The following is a 17415-nucleotide window of genomic DNA, read 5'->3' as shown; positions in this document are numbered from 1 at the left end:
ACTACAAACCTGTGGGAGCGAGCTTGCTCGCGATAGCGGTGTGGCAGTCAAATCCCAGCCACTGACCCGACGCCATCGTCGGATCGCCGCCCGGAGCAAGCTCGCTCCCACAGGGAATCTCCGTTTCAACCCCGCCGTGGCGAGGGTGCTTGCTCCCGCTTTGCATGGCCCCCGAAAATCCCTCATCCGCCTCTGGCACTTACCCCAGGCTGCGTTGTCAGTAGTTGGCGCCCGTACGGGTGGAGTTCGCCACAGATGGCGACAATGTCAGCAGGATGACGCTCTTTTTTGACGCCTTCGGGCGAATGACTCGCATGGATTGCATCGGGACGGTTATTTCTTTTGCGGGTTGACACTCTATGGGTTTGCTCCTTGATCCACGGCACGACATCGACGCCGCATTGTTGAGCTATCGCCGGGTGTTCTGGTCCCTGGCGTTGTTCAGTGGCGTGATCAATCTGCTGGTGCTGGTGCCGTCGCTCTACATGATGCAGGTCTACGACCGGGTCCTCACCAGTCGCAACGAAACCACGCTGTTCATGCTGACCTTGATCGCCCTCGGGCTGTTCATGTTCAGTGCGCTGATCGAGTGGGTGCGCGGCGAGGTGATGATCCGCATGAGCGCCGGGTTGGACGACGCCTTGGGCGAGCGGATCTTCGACGCGGCGTTTGCCCGCAGCCTGCGCGAGCACAACGCCAACCCGGCGCAAGTGCTCACCGACCTTGCCACCTTGCGACAACTGATCACCGGCCAGGGCCTGATCGCCTTGCTCGATGCGCCGTGGCTGCCGATCTTCCTGCTGGTGGCGTTCATCTTCCACCCGTGGTTCGGCGTGCTGACCCTGGTGCTCGCGTTGACGCTGATCGGCCTGGCGCTGTGGGGCGAACTGGCGACCCGAGGGCGCCTGGGGGAGGCCAACCGGCTGGGGGTGCAGTCGTCGATCTACGTCAACAGCACGCTGCAGAACGCCGAAGTCATCCAGGCCCTGGGCATGCTCGGGCCGCTACGCCAGCGTTGGAGCCTGTTGCAACAACGCATCATCGCGGCGCAGGCCCACGCCAGCGATCGCGGTGCGCGCATCACCTCGGCGACGCGGTTCGTGCGGATTTCCGGGCAATCCCTGGCCTTGGGATTGGGCGCGCTCCTGGTGCTCGAAGGGCAGTTGTCGGCGGGGATGATGATCGCCATGTCGTTGCTGTTGGGGCGTGCCCTGGCGCCGGTGGAAATCGCCATCGGCTCGTGGAAGCAATTCAACAGCGGCCGCCAGAGCTACCAGCGCCTGAGCCAACTGTTGGCGCAACACCCCCGTGATCGCTTGCGCATGCCGCTGCCGCCGCCGACCGGCGCGCTGCGCCTGGAGCAAGTGTATGTGGGGCCGCCCGGGGCTTCGCAGCCGATTTTGCGGGGCATCAATTTCAGCCTGGGCAAGGGCGAAGTGCTCGCGGTGGTCGGCCCCAGTGCCAGCGGCAAGTCGACCTTGGCTCGCGCGTTGGTGGGCGTGTGGCCGGCCATCGGTGGATCGGTGCGCCTGGACGATGCCGAGATCAGCCAGTGGTCCCATGATGCGCTGGGGCCGTACCTCGGCTATCTGCCCCAGGACATCGAGCTGTTCGATGGCAGCGTCGCCGACAACATCGCCCGTTTCGGCGAGCAGGACGCCGACAAGATCATCGCCGCCAGCCGCCACGCGGGCATCCACGAAATGATCCTGCGATTCCCCAAGGGTTACGACACGCCGCTGGGGCCTGGTGGACTTGGCCTGTCCGGCGGCCAGAAGCAACGCCTGGGCCTGGCCCGCGCGCTGTATGGCAGCCCGTCGCTGATCGTACTCGACGAACCCAACTCCAATCTGGATGAAGCCGGCGAACTGGCGCTGGTGCAGGCCATCGGCGTGCTCAAGGCTGCCGGCAGCACCGTGGTGTTGATCACCCATCGGCCCAACGTGCTGGCTGTGGTCGATCATATCCTGGTGTTGAAGGACGGCACTCAACAAGCGTTTGGCCCTCGGGACCGGGTGCTCAAGGCGCTGATGCCGGGACCGAGGCCGGCGGCTGTGCGGGAGGCAAGCAAGGATGCGTGATTTGAAATCGGCCGCACCGGCCCAAGGTGAGCATGGCCTGAGTGTGCTCAGCAGCAACACGTTGCCCAGCGCCAGCACTGATGCGGGTGGGGCGGCGCGCTACGGCGTGGTGTTCCTCGCCCTGGCCCTTGGCGGCTTTCTGCTTTGGGCGTGCCTGGCACCGCTCGACCAGGGCGTGGTGGGCAGCGGCACCGTAGTGGTGGCGGGTGAACGCAAGGCCGTGCAGTCGCTGGTTGGTGGGGTCGTGGAAAAACTGCTGGTCAGTGACGGTGACCGCGTCAGTCAAGGGCAATTGTTGGTGCAGCTCAACACGGTGCAGGCGCAATCGCAGCTGGACGTGACCCTCGGCAAGCTGCTCAACGATCGCAGCATCGAGGCGCGGTTGATGGCCGAGCGTTTGGGCGCCGATGACATCCAGTGGCCGCAGCAATTGCTGGAGCGCGCTGACGAGCCCCGCGTCAAGGCGGCCATGGCCCTCCAGAGCCAACTGTTCCTGACCCGTCGCGCCGAGCTCGGCAGTCGCTTGCAGATCATCGAGCATGAAATCGGCGCCTTGCAGCAGCAGTTGCAGGGCTATGAAGGCGTCAAGCGCAACTACGATGCGCAGATGCGGTTCCAGCAGCAGGAACTCGTCGGCCTGCGTGACCTGGCCCGGGAGGGCTACGTGCCGCGCAACAAGCTCTTCGAGGCCGAGCGCAATGCGGCGCAACTGGCCGGGCAGATCGCCTCGGGTGTCGGTGATGTCGGCCGCACGCGCCAGGCCATCAATGAAAGTCGGCTCAAGGCCTTGCAGGCGCAGCAGGAGTTCCGGCGTGATGCTGAAACCCAGCTCAGCGAGGTGTCGGCCGAGGCCGCGGGGTATGCCGATCAGATCCGAGCCTTGCAGTTCGAAGTCGACAATGGCGCGATCCGCGCGCCCGTGGCGGGGCAGGTCATGGACTTGGCCATCCACACGGTGGGCGGTGTTGCCCAGGCCGGACAGACCTTGATGCAGGTAGTGCCACTGGACGCGCCGATGGCGATCACCGCGCGTTTCGAGCCGCTGATGGCCAACAAACTGCGCCCCGGTTTGCCGGTGCATGTGCATTTCACCGCGCTGCAACGGGTGGACACGCCGACCGTGACCGGCACGGTCACCACCGTGTCGGCGGATCAGTTGATCGACCAGCAGACGCACCAGCCGTACTTCTCCGCCAAGGTCGAGATTCCCGCCGAGACCGTTGTCTCGCTGCAGGACGCCGGGCTGCTGGTGCGTCCGGGGATGCTCGCCGACGTCACCGTGGTGACGGGTGAACGGACCTTGATGAATTACCTGATGAAACCGTTGCGCGAACGCTTGCTGGCTGCCTTCAAAGAGGAATGAGCATGACCGACCGTTGCCGTTACGGCGTCCGTGTGCTGTTGAGCTTGTGCACCAGTTGGGCGGTGATCGGCCCGGCCTGGGCGGCCGAGGGTGGGCTGAGCCTGACGGCCGCCTACGACGCTTCGCGCCTCAACGATCCGACCTTGCAAACCGCGACCCATGCCTTCGACGCGTCGCGCCAGGAAGAGGCGATTGGTCGGGGTGGGCTTTATCCGCAGGTGTCGTTGTCGTCGCGCTATGGGTATGGGGGGCGTACCGATGGCGGTGACGACCGCAGCTATGTCAACAGCAACGACTACCAGGCGAACAGCGTGACGCTGGCGGCGCAGCAACCGCTCTATGACAAGGGGCGCTGGGCGGCCTATCAAGAAGGCAAGGCGCGGGGCGCGCTGGGCAGCCAGCAGTTCGACGTGGCCGGCCAGGCCTTGTTCGATCGGGTCGCCAAGGGCTATTTCGATGTCGCCCGTGCCGAGAACGAACTCAAGCTGATCGCCCAGCAAAAAGCCGCGATCCGTGGCTTGGTCGTCCAGAGCAAAAAACTCTATGAGGGCGGCCAAGGGGCGATCACCGACATCGACGAAGCCCAGGCCCGGCTCGATCTGGTGGAGGCCCAGGAAACCGAAGCCCAGGCCCGTCGCGTGGCGGCGTTGCGGGCGCTGTCCGGGCGGGCGAGCGTGCCCATCGACGACATCCAGCCGATGCGCGAAGAGTTGCCCGCCGGCACGCCTATCCCGCCGGAGCAGGATTTGCCGTACTGGACGGCGATCGCCCGTGAAGCCAGCCCTGAATTGGCGGCGCGGTTGGCGGCCGTGAAAGTCGCCGAGGCCCAGGCCGACAGCCAGCGCGCCGGGCACTATCCGACGCTGTCGCTGACCACGCAGTTGACCCGCCGGGAAACCCGCCAGTACCAGGAACTCGATCCGCGCCAGGACTCGTACTACGTTGGGGTGCAGCTGGACATTCCGCTGTATCGCGGCGGCGCGGTGCGCGCTTCGGTGGCCAAGGCCGAGGCGCAACTGGCCGGCGCCCAGTCCGACTACGACGTGCAGCGTCAGCAATTGGCCGAGTCCATCGAGACCGATTACCTGGGCGTGGTGGCGGGGTTCGCCAAGAGCAAGGCCATGCAACGGGCGGTGGAGTCCAACCAGCGGGCGCTGACCTCTACCGAAAAGGGTTTCCAGGGCGGCGTGCGTTCGACCGTCGACATCCTCGATGCCCAGCAACGACTCTTCCAGGCCCGCCGGGATTTGCTCAGCACCAAGCTGGACATGCTGCAAAGCTACGTGAGCCTGCACACCCACACGGGCCAGATGAACCGCGCGGTGCTGGAACAGGTGCAAAGTTTGTTCTGAAATCTTGGCCGATGGTGCAATGCCCTTGTGGCGAGGGGATTTAGCGAAGCGTCGCACCGCCCCGCTGGGCTGCGAAGCAGCCCCCAAACCAATCACTGCGGTGTGTCAGGTTAGTCCCGACTGGCCTTTTTGGGTCTGCTGCGCAGCCCAGCGGGAGCAAGCTCCCTCGCCACGACAGCATCGGTGTATCAGTTACAAGTGGCAGAACAGGCTTTTTGTGGCGAGGGGATTTAGCGAAGCGTCGCACCGCCCCGCTGGGCTGCGAAGCGGCCCCCAAGCCAAGCACTGCGGTGTGTCAGGTTAGTCCCGACTGGCCTTTTTTGGGTCTGCTGCGCAGCCCAGCGGGAGCCAGCTCCCTCGCCACAGATTGCGGGCGGCATGACCCACCGTGGCGAGGGAGCTTGCTCCCGCTGGCTGCGAAGCAGCCTCAAAAGCTCAATCAGGCAGTGAAGTCGCTGGCATGCAGCTCCTTGACGCCCACCAGGGCGAGTTCGAACTCGGCGGTGGCGTCGGCGTTGGTACTGCCGTAGAGGATGCCGTCGACAAACCGCAACTGGCCAGTGGCGTTGGTGGTGTCGAAGGCGTTGCTGCCGATGAAGGTGAACGCATCGTGGGTGGCGGTCAGCGGGTTGGCGTCCAGGCCGGTGAGGTCCAGCTTGTCCAGCTCGGTGGTCTTGAACCCGTTGATCACGTCCCGTGCCGCCCCGACGCCCATGTCCGACAGCGCGCCAAACGCATACGTATCGGCGCCCGTGCCCCCCGTGAGGTTATCGGTGCCCGCGCCGCCAATCAGCCGGTCATCGCCCGAGCCGCCCACCAAGGTGTCGTTGCCCGCGCCACCGTTGAGGATGTTCCCGGCGCTGTTACCCGACAGCGTGTCAGCGTAGGCACTGCCGGTCAGGTTCTCGATGAACTTCAAGGTGTCCAGCCCCGAACCCCCCGTGTTTTGCTGGGCGGAGGTTGATAGATTCACGGTCACCCCAGCCAGGGCCCGCTCGAACGACACCGTGTCGTTGCCATCGCGTCCGTCGAGGATGTTGTCGCCGGCACCGGCGAACAGCGTGTTGTCCAGTGCGTTACCGGTCCCGTTGGCGGCGCTGGCGCTGTCGATGTACAGGTTCTCGACGTTGTTGCCCAAGGTGTAGGCCGCCAGGCTGCTGTGGACGCTGTCCTTGCCGCCGGACACCGGATTGCTGCTGGTCTCGATCACCGTATCGCTGGCGTTGTCGACGTAGTACGTGTCGTTACCATCGCCACCGCTCATGCTGTCGGCCCCCGCAGCGCCATCGAGCACGTTGTTGGCAACGTTGCCGGTGATGAAGTTGCGCCGCTCGTTGCCGGTGCCGTCGATGTCCGATACGCCGGTCAGCACCAGGTTTTCCAGGTTGGCGCCAAGGGTCCAACTCACCGACGCCTGCACCGTATCGATCTGCGAGGTCGAAGTGTTGGTTTCCACCACGCTGTCGAACGCGTTGTCGACGATGTAGATGTCGTTGCCATCGCCACCGGTCAAGGTGTCGGCGCCCAAGTCACCGTCCAGCGTGTCGTTACCGGCGCTGCCCACCAGCGTATCGTCCTGGTCGGTACCGAAGATTTTCCCACCCTCGTTCTGCGCGCCGTCGAAAATGTCCTGCACGCTATTGTTGTCGTTAGGGTTGCCTTGGAAACCGAGGTCATCGGCGATGTAGTCCGCCAGGCGCTGGCCGACGATTTCCGCCGACTCTTCGTGCAAGTGCCAGACGTCATCGGGATACACCAGCGGGTCGACTTCATAGCGCAAGGGCAGGTCGGTGTAGTCCACGGCCAACTTGACGTCGGCGCGCTCGGCGGCGATGGCTTCCTGGGTGGCGCGGACATAGCCGACACCGTCGACGATGGCGGCGATCTTGTCTTCGGCATAACCACGGGCACGTGCCGCGTCCTGCTCGTAGTGACCGGTCTCCATCATGTACACGGTGAAATTGCCAAACTGGGCGTGCAGGTAATCGAAAACCTTCAACGTCGCCGCCTTATAGGCCGCCGCAGCCGCTGCCTTGTCCGTGGCCCGGGCGATTTCCTGGGCGGCTTCCTCGCCCTGGCCCCAGATGATGCCCATGGTCACGTTGTCGATGGCCTTCAGTTCGGTGAGTTGGTCGCGCAGCAACGTCACGGCCCGCAATAACGCTGGCCCGGGTTGATTGGTGTCGGTCAGCCACCAGCACAACTTCAGCTCCTCGGCGCCCAAGGTCGACAAGCCGTTGACCGTGCTGCCACCCACCGCGATGTCGATCCCGTTGCCGTCGGCATCGGTGAACTGGCTGCGCACGTCATAGGTGGTGTACTTGTCCAGGTCGTTGACCAGCATCGAGGTGCCGGATTGATCGTCGTCTTCGGTCATGCGCAGCAGGCGTGCGTTGGATTGGCCGAGTGTCGGCAGATAGAGAATGTCCTGCTGGGCGCGTTCGCCGAAGACGAAATCACTGGCGGTGAGGGTGTTTAGGTAGTTGCCGCTCAGCGCGATCTCGAAGCGATTGCCATCGGCGTCGGCCTCGCTCGATTTGACGTAGGTCTTGTCGCCGGCGGCGTTCAGGGTCATGTAGAGCGTGCCGTTGCTGCCATCGCCAAGGCCGGTGAAGCCCAGCGCGGACACGTCGATCTTGTCCACGCCGACGGTGAAGTCGTAGATCGTGTCCGTGGCCGTGACGCCTCCGGTGTCGTAGTCGCGGTAGCTGTCGGACAGGTTGCTGTAGCGGAACGTGTCGGCGCCGTCGCCGCCATACAGCGAGTCGCGCCCGGCGCCGCCGTCGATGATGTCCGCCCCCGTGCCGGCCTTGATGGTGTCGCTGCCGCCCAGGCCGAGGATCAAATCGGCGCCGGCCGTGCCGTTGAGGGTTTCGGCATTGGCGGTGCCGGTGATGGTGTTGGCGGGGGAGTCGGCCACGGTCAGGGCGAAACTGTCACTCACCGATGCGCCCGAAGGGTCGGTGGCCTTGACCAGCACGTCGTAGTTGCCAGCGGCGGTGTTGGTTGGGGTGCCGCTGAAGGTCAGGTTGGTGGCGTTGAATGTCAGCCACGAGGGCAGGGCGCTGCCGTTGGCGAGGGTCGCGGTGTAGGTCAGTACATCCTGGTTGGCGTCGCTGAAGCTGTTGCTCGCCACGGTGTATTTGAACGGCGTGCTTTCACTGGCGTTCTGGTCCAGCAGCGGGATGACCACCACCGGCGCCACGTTGGTCGGGGTGTTCTGGTCGGCGAAAACGAAGTGATTGGCCGTCAGGCTGCTGACGAAGTTGCCCGCCATCGAGATTTCGAAGCGGTTGCCGTTGGCATCGACCGTGAGGTCCTTGAGGTAGGTGCGGTTGGTCGACGAACTGTACGTGACCTGCAAAGTGCCGTTGAGCCCGTTGCCCAGGCCCGTATAGCCCAGGGCCGCGACGTCGATTTTGTCGGCGGCCACGTCGAAATCGAGGATCTGGTCGCTGGCGCTGGTGGAACCGGTGCGGTAGCTGTCGAGCTTGGAGGTGTAGCGGAACACGTCGGCGCCCGCGCCGCCGGTGAGTTTGTCGACGCCGGTGCCGCCCACCAGGATGTCGTTGCCGAGCGGCGCCGTTGAGCGTGTCGTTGTAGGCGCCACCGAAGAGCTGCTCGTTGGCCGTGGTGCCGGTCAAGGTGTCGTTGTTCGGCGTGCCGTTGATGATCACGGAAGTGGGTACGTCCTGCACGGCCAGGGTAAAGCTGTCGCTGACCGTCGCGTTGCTGCCATCGGTCGCGGTGACCTGGATCGAGTAGGTGCCCGACGCGGTGTCCGGTGGGGTGCCACTGAACGTGCGCGTGGCGGCGTTGAACGTCAGCCAGCTGGGCAGGGCGCTGCCATCGGCCAGCTTGGCGGTGTAGCTGAGGCTGTCGTTATCCGGGTCGGTGAAGGCGGTGGCCGGCACCACGTAGCTGAAGGGGGTCTTCTCGGTAGCGTTCTGGTCCAGCAGCGGCGTTGCCACCACCGGGGCCTGGTTGACCGGTGAAGACGTGGCGAAGACGAAGTTGGCGTTGGTCAGTTTGTCGAGGTAGTTGCCGTCCAGCGCCACCTCGAAGCGGTTGCCATTGGCATCCGCTTCCAGCGACTTGATGTAGGTCTTGGTGCCGGCGCTGTTGAGCACCAGGTAGACGGTGTTGTTCTTGCCGTCGCCCAGGCCGGTGAAGCCCATGGCGGAAAGGTCGATCTTGTCGGCGGCGATGTCGAAGTCGGTGATCAGGTCACCGAGGTTGGCGCCGCCGGTGTTGTAGTTGCGGTAGCTGTCCAGGCGGTTGGAGAACACGAAGGTATCGGCCCCGGCGCCGCCCGTGAGGGTGTCCATGCCGGCGCCGCCGTCGAGCTTGTCGTCGCCCGCGCCACCGCTGAGGCTGTCATTGCCCGCCAGGCCGAGCAGGGTGTCGGCCGCGTCGCTGCCCAGCAACGAATCGCTGCCGGCGGTGCCGGTGATGACCCGGTTGAAGATGAAGTTGCTGGCCGTCAGGGTGCTTGCCAGGTTGCCCGACAGAATCAGCTCGAAGCGATTGCCGCTGGCATCGGCGTCGAAGTCCTTGATGTAGGTGCGATCGTTGCTGGCGCTGTAGCTTATTTGCAGGGTGCCGCCACGGCCATTGCCCAGGCCGGTGAAGCCGAGGCCGGCGAGGTCGATCTTGTCCTGCGTCACGTCGAAGTCGGTGATGGTATCGTCGAAACTGGTCGTGGCGTTGCGATAACTGTCGGACTGGTTGGCGAAGCGGAACGTATCGGCACCAGTTCCGCCGGTCAGTTTGTCGACCCCCGCGCCGCCCACCAGGACATCGGCCCCGGCTGCGGCATTGATGGTGTCGTTGCCGGCCGCGCCGTAGAAGATTTCGCTGGCGCTGGTGCCGGTGAGAATGTCGTTGCCCGCCGTGCCTTGCACGGTGGTCATCGGCACCGTGGCGCTGACGTAGCTGCCGTCACCGTAGACCAGCGTCGCGCCCTTGCTGGTGTGGCTGATGGTGTTGGCGATGATCGCGTTGCGATCGGTGCCGTCTTCATTGCGCTCGGCGACGCCGTAGGTGGACAGGTTGCTGCCGCTGATCACGTTGCCCTGGATCAGGTTGTCGCTGCCGTTGAAGTACTTGCCGGACACGCCGAGGGTGTCGTCGTAGGACTGGATGATGATCTCCGGCACCGCGCTGCCCAGGGCGTTGTTGTTGAGCGTGTTGTCGATGATGTCGACGTGGTTGCTGCCGTAGATGCGGATGCCGGCGCTGGTGTTGTCGTGGATGTCGACGCCGGTGACGGTCACTTCACTGGACAGCTTGATCAGCACGCCTTCGGCGCCGTTGCCGTACACCTCGCCACCGGTGATGGTGATGTTGCTGGGCGAGGGGATGTCCTCGCTGCCGCGCTGCACCACGATGCCGTTGCCACCGTTGCCGTAGGCAACGTTATTGGTCAGGGTGAAATCGTGGGTGCTGGTGACGACGTTGAAACCGTGGCGGTCGTTGTCGTAGGCGACGTTGTTTTCGAAGGTGCTGTCGCTGAGGAAGTCGGCGACGAAACCATCGAGGCCGTTGCCGTGGGAGACGCTGTTCTTGATGACCATGTTGACGGTCTGCTCGTGGGGGTCGAAACCGTACCCGGAGCAATCCTTGATCTCGACGCTGTCGAGGGTGACGTTGGAGTCGTAGCCTTCTTCACCGGGGATGTAGCCGTTGAACCAGCCATCCACCTTGCCGGTGGTGGCGTCGCGGTTGCCGTCGATGGTGAGGTTGCTGACACCGAAATCGTGGGTTTCCTCGCCATAGGCCGAACGGATGATGCCGGTGATCTTGGTGTCGGAGCCGTCGGCCAGCTTGACCGTGGTGTCGCCCATGCCGTCGCCGTACAGGTAGACGTTGCTCTTGAGCATCAAGCAGCCATCGGACGGTTCCTCGCCCCCCGAAACGATGTAGGTGCCGGTGGGCATGTAGACCTGCCCACCGCCCGCGGCTGCCGCCGCATCGATCGCACTTTGAATGGCCGCCGTGTCGTCAGTAACGCCATCTCCTTTGGCGCCAAAATCTTGTACGTTGAAAATCATGGACTTATCTCCGTATCAGGCTAAAAACCTCGTTGGATGCCAATATTCCATCGGCGACCACGGTGTTATGACCCAACGGAGTGAAAAAGTTGTGACCGCGCATCGGGGAAGTGTCAAAAAACTGATAAACGGTTGCGCGGAATTTCAGGTGTGTAACATTTCCTTGACGCTTTTTCGGACTAAACATCGAACCCTGTGGGAGCGGGCTTGCTCGCGAAGACGGTATGTCAGCCACATCGATGTCGCTTGAACTGCCGCTTTCGCGAGCAAGCCCGCTCCCACACGAGGTACTCCGGTGGCGTGGCCTTTCCTTGATTGGCATCAACCCCACCACAACGCCTGCGCGATACCCTCGAATCAACCATTCGCCCCGCCGAAAAAGGGCTGCCATGACTTATCCGCTGTTTCTCACCCTGCACCTGTTCGCCGCGCTGATCTTCATCGGCACGGTGTTTTTCGAGGTGTTGTTCCTGGAAAACATCCGCAAGCAGTTGCCCAACAAAGTGATGGTGCTGCTGGAGCAGGGCATCAGCCGGCGTGCCCGGCAGTTGATGCCGTGGGTGTTGCTGGTGTTGTTTGGCGCGGGCATCGCCATGGTCTGGCTGCGTTATCGGCCGGTGCTGGCGGCGCCGCTGCAATCGTCGTTCGGTGTGTTGCTGGGGCTCAAGATCCTGCTCGCAGCCAGCGTATTGGGGCATTTTCTCTGGGCCATGTGGTTGTTTCGAAGCGGTCGCATGAATGCGCGCTACGTCCAGTTCATTCATACCAGCGTGTTCCTGCACATGGTCGCGATCGTGCTGCTGGCCAAGGGCATGTTCTACCTGAGCTGGTAGTCGCTGCGGGACGCTTGATACAGGTCAAGGCGCCCACACGGGATAAGCCCGACACTGTTGCCGTGCGAGCCACTCGGAGATTGTCATGTTCGACCTGTTCCATTCCCCCGGTGACCGTCCCTTGGGGCGACCCCCTGCGGTGGCGGACTTCGATTGTCCGGTCGGTACACGCAAGTTCCACGGCGGCATCGGCTCGCTCGACTTGCTCAGGGGCTTGCGCGCCAGCCGGCAGAAACGCCGTCCGCTGTCGCTGACGGTGCACCTGCCATCGCGCTTGCGGCTGGCCTCCTGCTCACCCCTGGCCAGCGTGTGCCAGTGCGGCGAAATCGACGGCTACCTGCAACGCCTGACCTACGAACTGGGCCTGGTCGCCTGCCACCTCGGCAGCGGGCGACGGGTCGAGCAGTTTTGCCTGACCGGCGGAACCCCGGTGATTACCCATCTGCAACGGTTGATGAGCGACCTGCGCAAACGCTTCGATTTCTGCGAAAGCGGCGACCACAGCATCGAGGTCGACCTGCACCATACCGACTGGTCGACCATGGGCCTGATCCGCGACCAAGGCTTCACCCATGTCAGCATCGGCGTGCCCGACATCGGTGTCGACAGCGAGCTGTCGGTCGATTGCTACCAGAACCCGGCGCCGATCCATTCGCTGATCGATGCGGCGCGGACCTTTGGTTTTCGCTCCATCAACATTGACCTAGGCTACGGCCACGCTTGGCAGACGCCCCGGAGTTTCGCCCAGAAACTGGCGACCTTGATCGAGCTGGAGCCGGATCGCCTGCACGTTTTCGATTATGCCCGCGCGCCTTATCGCTATCGTTCGAAGAACGCCGGAGGCGCCGGGGCCTTTTGCAGCGAGGCCGACAAAGACGCCATGCGTCGCGCTTGCTGCGAACAGCTGGTCGCGGCGGGTTATCACTACATCGGCCTGGGTCAGTTTGTCCGGGCTGACGACGACCTGGCCGTGGCCCAGGAGCACGGCCGACTGCATCGCAACTGCCAGGGATTTACCCGGCATGGTTGCTGTGACCACGTCGGCCTCGGCTTGGCGGCCATCACCCAGATCGAACAGCTTTATGTGCAGAACACCGATGACCTGCTGCGGTACTGCCAGCAGCTCGACGCCGGGCAGCTGCCGGTGTGTCGTGGTTGGCGCTGCGAGGCGCAGGACCAGATCCGAGCGACCGTCACCGAACAGTTGTCCTGCGACCTGGAGCTGGATATTCCCGCCGTCGAGTCGCGTTTCGGCCTGGTGTTTCGCGAACATTTCGCGGTCATCTGGCCACAGTTGGAGCAGTTGCACGCTCAGGGATTGATCGAGCTGTCGAGCCGTTTCATCGGCATCCTGCCCGCCGGGCGCCTGAGCGTGGACGCGATCTGCAACCTGTTCGACCCCGCACCGGATAACGCAGGCCATCACTCTTTTGAGAAGTTGAACCCTTCATGAACGCTGCCTCCGCTTTCAATCGCGCCCTGGTCGAAAAATACGATCGCCCAGGGCCGCGCTACACGTCGTATCCCACCGCGCCGCAGTTTCACCCGGCGTTCGCCATGGACGAATATCGCCAGGCCGCCCAGCGCAGCAACCAGGCCCCGGTGCCCAAGCCGCTGTCGGTATACATCCACATCCCGTTCTGCCAGAGCCTTTGTTATTACTGCGCCTGCAACAAGATCATCACCCGCAAGACCCACCGCGCCGCCGAGTACCTGACCTACCTCAAGCGCGAAATTGCCTTGCAGGCCACCTTGTTCGACCGCTCCCGCAAGTTGACCCAACTGCACCTGGGCGGCGGCACACCCACCTACCTGACCCATGAGCAACTGGCTGACCTGATGGACTGCCTGCACCAGTCGTTCGACATGGATGACAGCGACGCCCACGAATTCTCCATCGAGGTGGATCCGCGCACGATCGATGCCGAGCAAATCCAGGGGCTGCGCCGGCTGGGGTTCAATCGCCTGAGCTTCGGTATCCAGGATTTCGACGCGCAGGTGCAAGCCGCCGTCAATCGCATACAAAGCGAAGCGCAAGTCGCCGAACTGGTGGCGGCCGCGCGGCGGGCACGGTTCAAGTCGGTCAGCGTCGATCTGATCTATGGCCTGCCGTTGCAGACCATCGCCAGTTTCGACGTCACCCTGGACAAGATCATCGCCCTGCGTCCCGACCGGATCGCGGCGTACAGCTACGCGCACCTGCCGCAGCGGGTGAGGGCGCAACGGATGATCCGCCCCGAGGACATGCCGCCACCGGAGCGCAAGCTGGAGTTGTTGGAACTGACCATCAATCGCCTGACCGAGGCCGGCTACGTGTACATCGGCATGGACCACTTCGCGCTGCCGGACGACGAACTGGTGCGCGCCCGTGCCGAGGGTACGTTGCAACGTAATTTCCAGGGCTATTCCACCCACGCCGATTGCGATTTGATCGGCCTGGGCGTGTCCTCGATCGGCAAGGTCGGTGACAGCTACAACCAGAACGTCAAGGAGCTTTCCCAGTATTACGCGCGCCTGGACCAGGGCTTGTTGCCGGTCCAGCGCGGTTACCGCCTGAGCGATGATGACCGCTTGCGCCGCGAAGTGATCAGCGAGCTGATGTGCCACGGCCAGATCGATTTCGGCCGGATCGAGGCCGCCCACGGCATTCGTTTTGCCGATTACTTCGGCGAGGCGCTGGATAAGCTTCAGGAACTGGTGGGTGATGGGCTGCTGGACATTCGTGCCGACTCGCTGGTGTTGCTGCCCCAAGGGCAACTGATGATGCGTAACGTGGCGATGGCCTTCGACGCGTACCTGGCGGGGGAACAGACGGTGCAGTATTCGCGTACGGTTTGAAGCGATGTGACAGGTCCGCTTTTTGTGGCGAGGGAGCTTGCTCCCGCTGGGGCGGTCCGACGCCTCGGGCGCAGCAGCCCCAAAACCAGCCACCGCGGTGTGTCATTTGGATCGCGGCCAACTTCCTTGGGGCTACTTCGTAGCCCAGCGGGAGCAAGCTCCCTCGCCACAGGGTTCTGTTTCTTCAATAAAGATTGTTCAGTTCAACGCTTTTTTCAGAAACGGTGCCGTACGGCTCTCCTTGCAAGCTGCCACCACCTGCGGCACACCGCTCACCACGACCTTCCCACCCTGCGTCCCAGCCCCCGGGCCGATGTCGATGACCCAGTCGCTCTGCGCCACCACCCGCATGTCATGTTCCACCACGACCACGGTATGGCCTTCGTCCACCAGGCGATTCAGTTGCACCAGCAAACGATCGACGTCCTGGGGATGCAGGCCGTTGGTGGGCTCGTCCAGCACGTACAGCGTCGCGCCCCGGGCCTTGCGTTGCAGTTCCGTCGCCAGCTTGATCCGCTGGGCCTCGCCGCCGGACAGTTCGGTGGCCGGTTGGCCGAGGCGCAGGTAGCCCAGGCCGATGTCCTGCAGCACCTGTAGCGAACGCCGGGCTGCCGCTTGTTCGGCGAAGACTTCCATGGCCTGGTTCACTGTCAGTTGCAGCACCTGGGCGATGTCCAGGCCTTCCCAACGCACTTCCAGGGTCTGCGGGTTGTAGCGGGCGCCGTGGCAGGTCGGGCAGGGGGCATAGACGCTGGGCATGAACAGCAACTCCACACTGACGAAGCCTTCGCCTTCGCAGGTTTCGCAACGGCCCTTGGCGACGTTGAAGGAAAATCGCCCGGCGTCGTATCCCAAGGCCTGGGCCTGTTCGGTTGCGGCGAAGAGCTTGCGCACGTGGTCGAACAGTCCGGTGTAGGTGGCGAGGTTGGAGCGCGGCGTGCGGCCGATGGGTTTCTGGTCGACCTGGACCAGGCGTTTTATCCGTTCGAGCCCGGCGGTGACTTGGCCACCGCTGGCCTGCACCGGTTCGTCTTCCAGGCTTTGTTCTTCGGCCTCGACGCTGGCGCTGGGCTGGCCCAGGTGCGCGCCAACCAGATCCAGCAAGGCCTGGCTGACCAGGCTCGATTTGCCCGAGCCGGAAATGCCGGTCACCGCCGTGAAGCAGCCCAGGGGAAACGCCGCGCTCAGGTTATCGAGGTTGTTGCGGGTGATGCCTTCCAGGCGCAGCCAATCCTCGGGTTTGCGTGGGGTTCGCGCGGTGACCTGTTCTTCGGCAAACAGGTAGGCGCGGGTCTTGGACTCGGCCACTTGCCCCAGGCCTTCGGGCGGACCGCTGTAGAGAATCTTGCCACCTTGCTCGCCCGCGTCGGGGCCGACATCGATGAGCCAGTCGGCGCGGCGCAAGGTGTCCAGGTCGTGCTCGACCACGAACACCGAATTGCCCGCCGCCTTCAGGCGTTGCAGGGCGCCGAAGAGGGCTTCGCTGTCGGCCGGGTGCAAACCGGCGGAGGGTTCGTCCAGCACGTAGATCACGCCGAACAGCTGGGAATTGAGCTGGGTCGCCAGGCGCAGGCGTTGCAGTTCGCCGGAGGACAGTGTCGGCGTGCTGCGCTCCAGGGCCAGGTAGCCGAGGCCGAGGTCGATCAGCGTGACGATGCGTTCGAGCAGTTCGGCGGCAATGCGCTGGGCGGCCAGGCGTTTTTCCAGGGACAGGTTGGGCGTGTGGCGCGCGTCAGGCCCTGCCGGCGTGCGGGTTGTCGCCCCTGGCTGCGCGTTGCTCGCGGGCTTCGCGGGTCTGGCGGTGGGTGAGCACATCGCCCGGCTCTTCGGGTTGCTCCAGATAGTCGGGCGCAGCGACGGCCTTGAGCACTTCGGCCAATTCCAGCAACGACAGGTTGGACAACTCGGCGATGTCCAGCCCGGCGAAGGTAACGGTCAGCGCCTCGCGCCTGAGGCGCTTGCCGTCGCAGGCGGGGCAGGGGCTGGCGCGCATGTATTGGGCCACGCGCTTGCGCATCTGCGCGCTTTGCGAATGCATGAAAGTGTGCAGCAGGTAGCGCCGGGCGCCGCTGAAGGTGCCTTGGTAGCTGGGTTCGAGCTTGCGCTTGAGGGCTTCGCGGGTCTGGGCCGGGGTGAGCCCGGCGTACACCGGGACAGTGGGAGTCTCTTCGGTGAAGAGGATCCAGTCGCGTTGTTTCTTCGGCAGGTCGCGCCAGGGAATGTCGACGTCATAGCCAAGGGTCACCAGGATGTCCCGCAGGTTCTGGCCTTGCCACGCCATGGGCCAGGCGGCCACGGCGCGTTCGCGGATGGTCAGCGAAGGGTCGGGCACCATGGTGGCTTCGGTCACTTCGTGGACTCGGCCCAAACCATGGCACGCTGGGCAGGCGCCCTGGGGCGTGTTGGGCGAGAAGTCCTCGGCATAGAGCATCGGCTGGTCCGCCGGGTAACTGCCGGCGCGGGAGTAGAGCATGCGGATCAGGCTCGACAACGTGGTGACGCTGCCCACCGAGGACCGCGCGCTCGGCGTGCCGCGTTGCTGCTGCAAGGCGACCGCGGGTGGCAGGCCTTCGATGCTGTCCACGTCGGGCACGCCCACCTGGTCAATCAGCCGCCGCGCGTAAGGCGCGACCGACTCGAAGTAGCGACGCTGGGCTTCGGCGTAGAGGGTGGAGAAAGCCAGCGAGGATTTGCCGGAGCCCGACACGCCGGTGAACACCACCAGGGCATCGCGAGGGATGTCGACATCGACGTTCTTGAGATTGTGTTCGCGGGCGCCACGCACCCGGACGAAACCGGTGCCAGCGGTAGGAGCGGGGGGCGGAGCGTGAGTGCATCAAGGATTCCTTATGGGGTCGGTGCATTACAGCGGTGGGGAGCGGACTGCATCACAAC

General features: G+C 64.0%; 6 protein-coding genes and 2 pseudogenes. 6 read left to right on the top strand and 2 right to left on the bottom strand.

Annotated features, from left to right (window positions below; translation table 11 throughout):
• Positions 1 to 359: 359 nt before the first annotated feature.
• Genes AB4N42_RS18495 through AB4N42_RS18485 form a run of 3 tightly spaced genes read left to right on the top strand, consistent with a single transcriptional unit; the run spans position 360 to position 4796 of the window.
• Entirely contained in the window at positions 360 to 2081 is a 1722-nt protein-coding gene (locus tag AB4N42_RS18495; RefSeq protein WP_217859382.1) for a type I secretion system permease/ATPase, read from the top strand.
• Positions 2074 to 3444, top strand: coding sequence for an HlyD family type I secretion periplasmic adaptor subunit (locus AB4N42_RS18490; RefSeq protein WP_431145533.1), 1371 nt, complete (start codon positions 2074 to 2076; stop codon positions 3442 to 3444). The genes AB4N42_RS18495 and AB4N42_RS18490 overlap by 8 nt, the downstream gene beginning before the upstream one ends.
• A 2-nt stretch (positions 3445 to 3446) precedes the next feature.
• Positions 3447 to 4796: a TolC family outer membrane protein gene (locus AB4N42_RS18485; protein ID WP_030138785.1), complete on the top strand. Its 1350-nt coding sequence runs from the start codon at positions 3447 to 3449 to the stop codon at positions 4794 to 4796.
• Between the two features lie 439 nt (positions 4797 to 5235).
• On the opposite strand, the pseudogene AB4N42_RS18480 reads toward AB4N42_RS18485, so the two are convergent.
• Positions 5236 to 10849: pseudogene (locus AB4N42_RS18480) on the bottom strand (putative Ig domain-containing protein).
• A gap of 389 nt (positions 10850 to 11238) precedes the next feature.
• Here AB4N42_RS18480 and AB4N42_RS18475 point away from each other — a divergent pair.
• From AB4N42_RS18475 to hemN, 3 genes are all read left to right on the top strand, one after another.
• Positions 11239 to 11682 carry a CopD family copper resistance protein gene (locus tag AB4N42_RS18475; protein WP_030138787.1) on the top strand — a complete coding sequence of 148 codons (444 nt, stop codon included), beginning with the start codon at positions 11239 to 11241 and terminating at the stop codon, positions 11680 to 11682.
• A gap of 85 nt (positions 11683 to 11767) precedes the next feature.
• Positions 11768 to 13135 (top strand): oxygen-independent coproporphyrinogen III oxidase, encoded by a 1368-nt coding sequence (locus tag AB4N42_RS18470; RefSeq protein WP_460115120.1) that lies wholly within the window; start codon positions 11768 to 11770, stop codon positions 13133 to 13135.
• Complete coding sequence (gene hemN / locus AB4N42_RS18465) at positions 13132 to 14520, top strand: oxygen-independent coproporphyrinogen III oxidase (RefSeq protein WP_460115119.1); 1389 nt, start codon at positions 13132 to 13134, stop codon at positions 14518 to 14520. The genes AB4N42_RS18470 and hemN overlap by 4 nt, the downstream gene beginning before the upstream one ends.
• A 198-nt stretch (positions 14521 to 14718) precedes the next feature.
• Here the strand turns inward: hemN and AB4N42_RS18460 are convergent.
• A pseudogene (locus tag AB4N42_RS18460) lies at positions 14719 to 17305 on the bottom strand (excinuclease ABC subunit UvrA).
• Between the last annotated feature and the right edge of the window lie 110 nt (positions 17306 to 17415).

It is taken from the genome of Pseudomonas sp. H2_D02 (assembly GCF_054677635.1).
The sequence above is the reverse complement of the archived record's forward strand: the minus strand, read 5'-3'. Positions and strand labels throughout refer to the sequence as shown.

Bases quoted from the DNA above. Each gene is read 5' to 3' on its own strand.
- AB4N42_RS18470 (WP_460115120.1), top strand. From the start codon at position 11,768: ATGTTCGACCTGTTCCATTCCCCCGGTGACCGTCCCTTGGGGCGACCC.
- AB4N42_RS18475 (WP_030138787.1), top strand. From the start codon at position 11,239: ATGACTTATCCGCTGTTTCTCACCCTGCACCTGTTCGCCGCGCTGATC.
- hemN (WP_460115119.1), top strand. From the start codon at position 13,132: ATGAACGCTGCCTCCGCTTTCAATCGCGCCCTGGTCGAAAAATACGAT.
- AB4N42_RS18490 (WP_431145533.1), top strand. From the start codon at position 2,074: ATGCGTGATTTGAAATCGGCCGCACCGGCCCAAGGTGAGCATGGCCTG.
- AB4N42_RS18495 (WP_217859382.1), top strand. From the start codon at position 360: ATGGGTTTGCTCCTTGATCCACGGCACGACATCGACGCCGCATTGTTG.
- AB4N42_RS18485 (WP_030138785.1), top strand. From the start codon at position 3,447: ATGACCGACCGTTGCCGTTACGGCGTCCGTGTGCTGTTGAGCTTGTGC.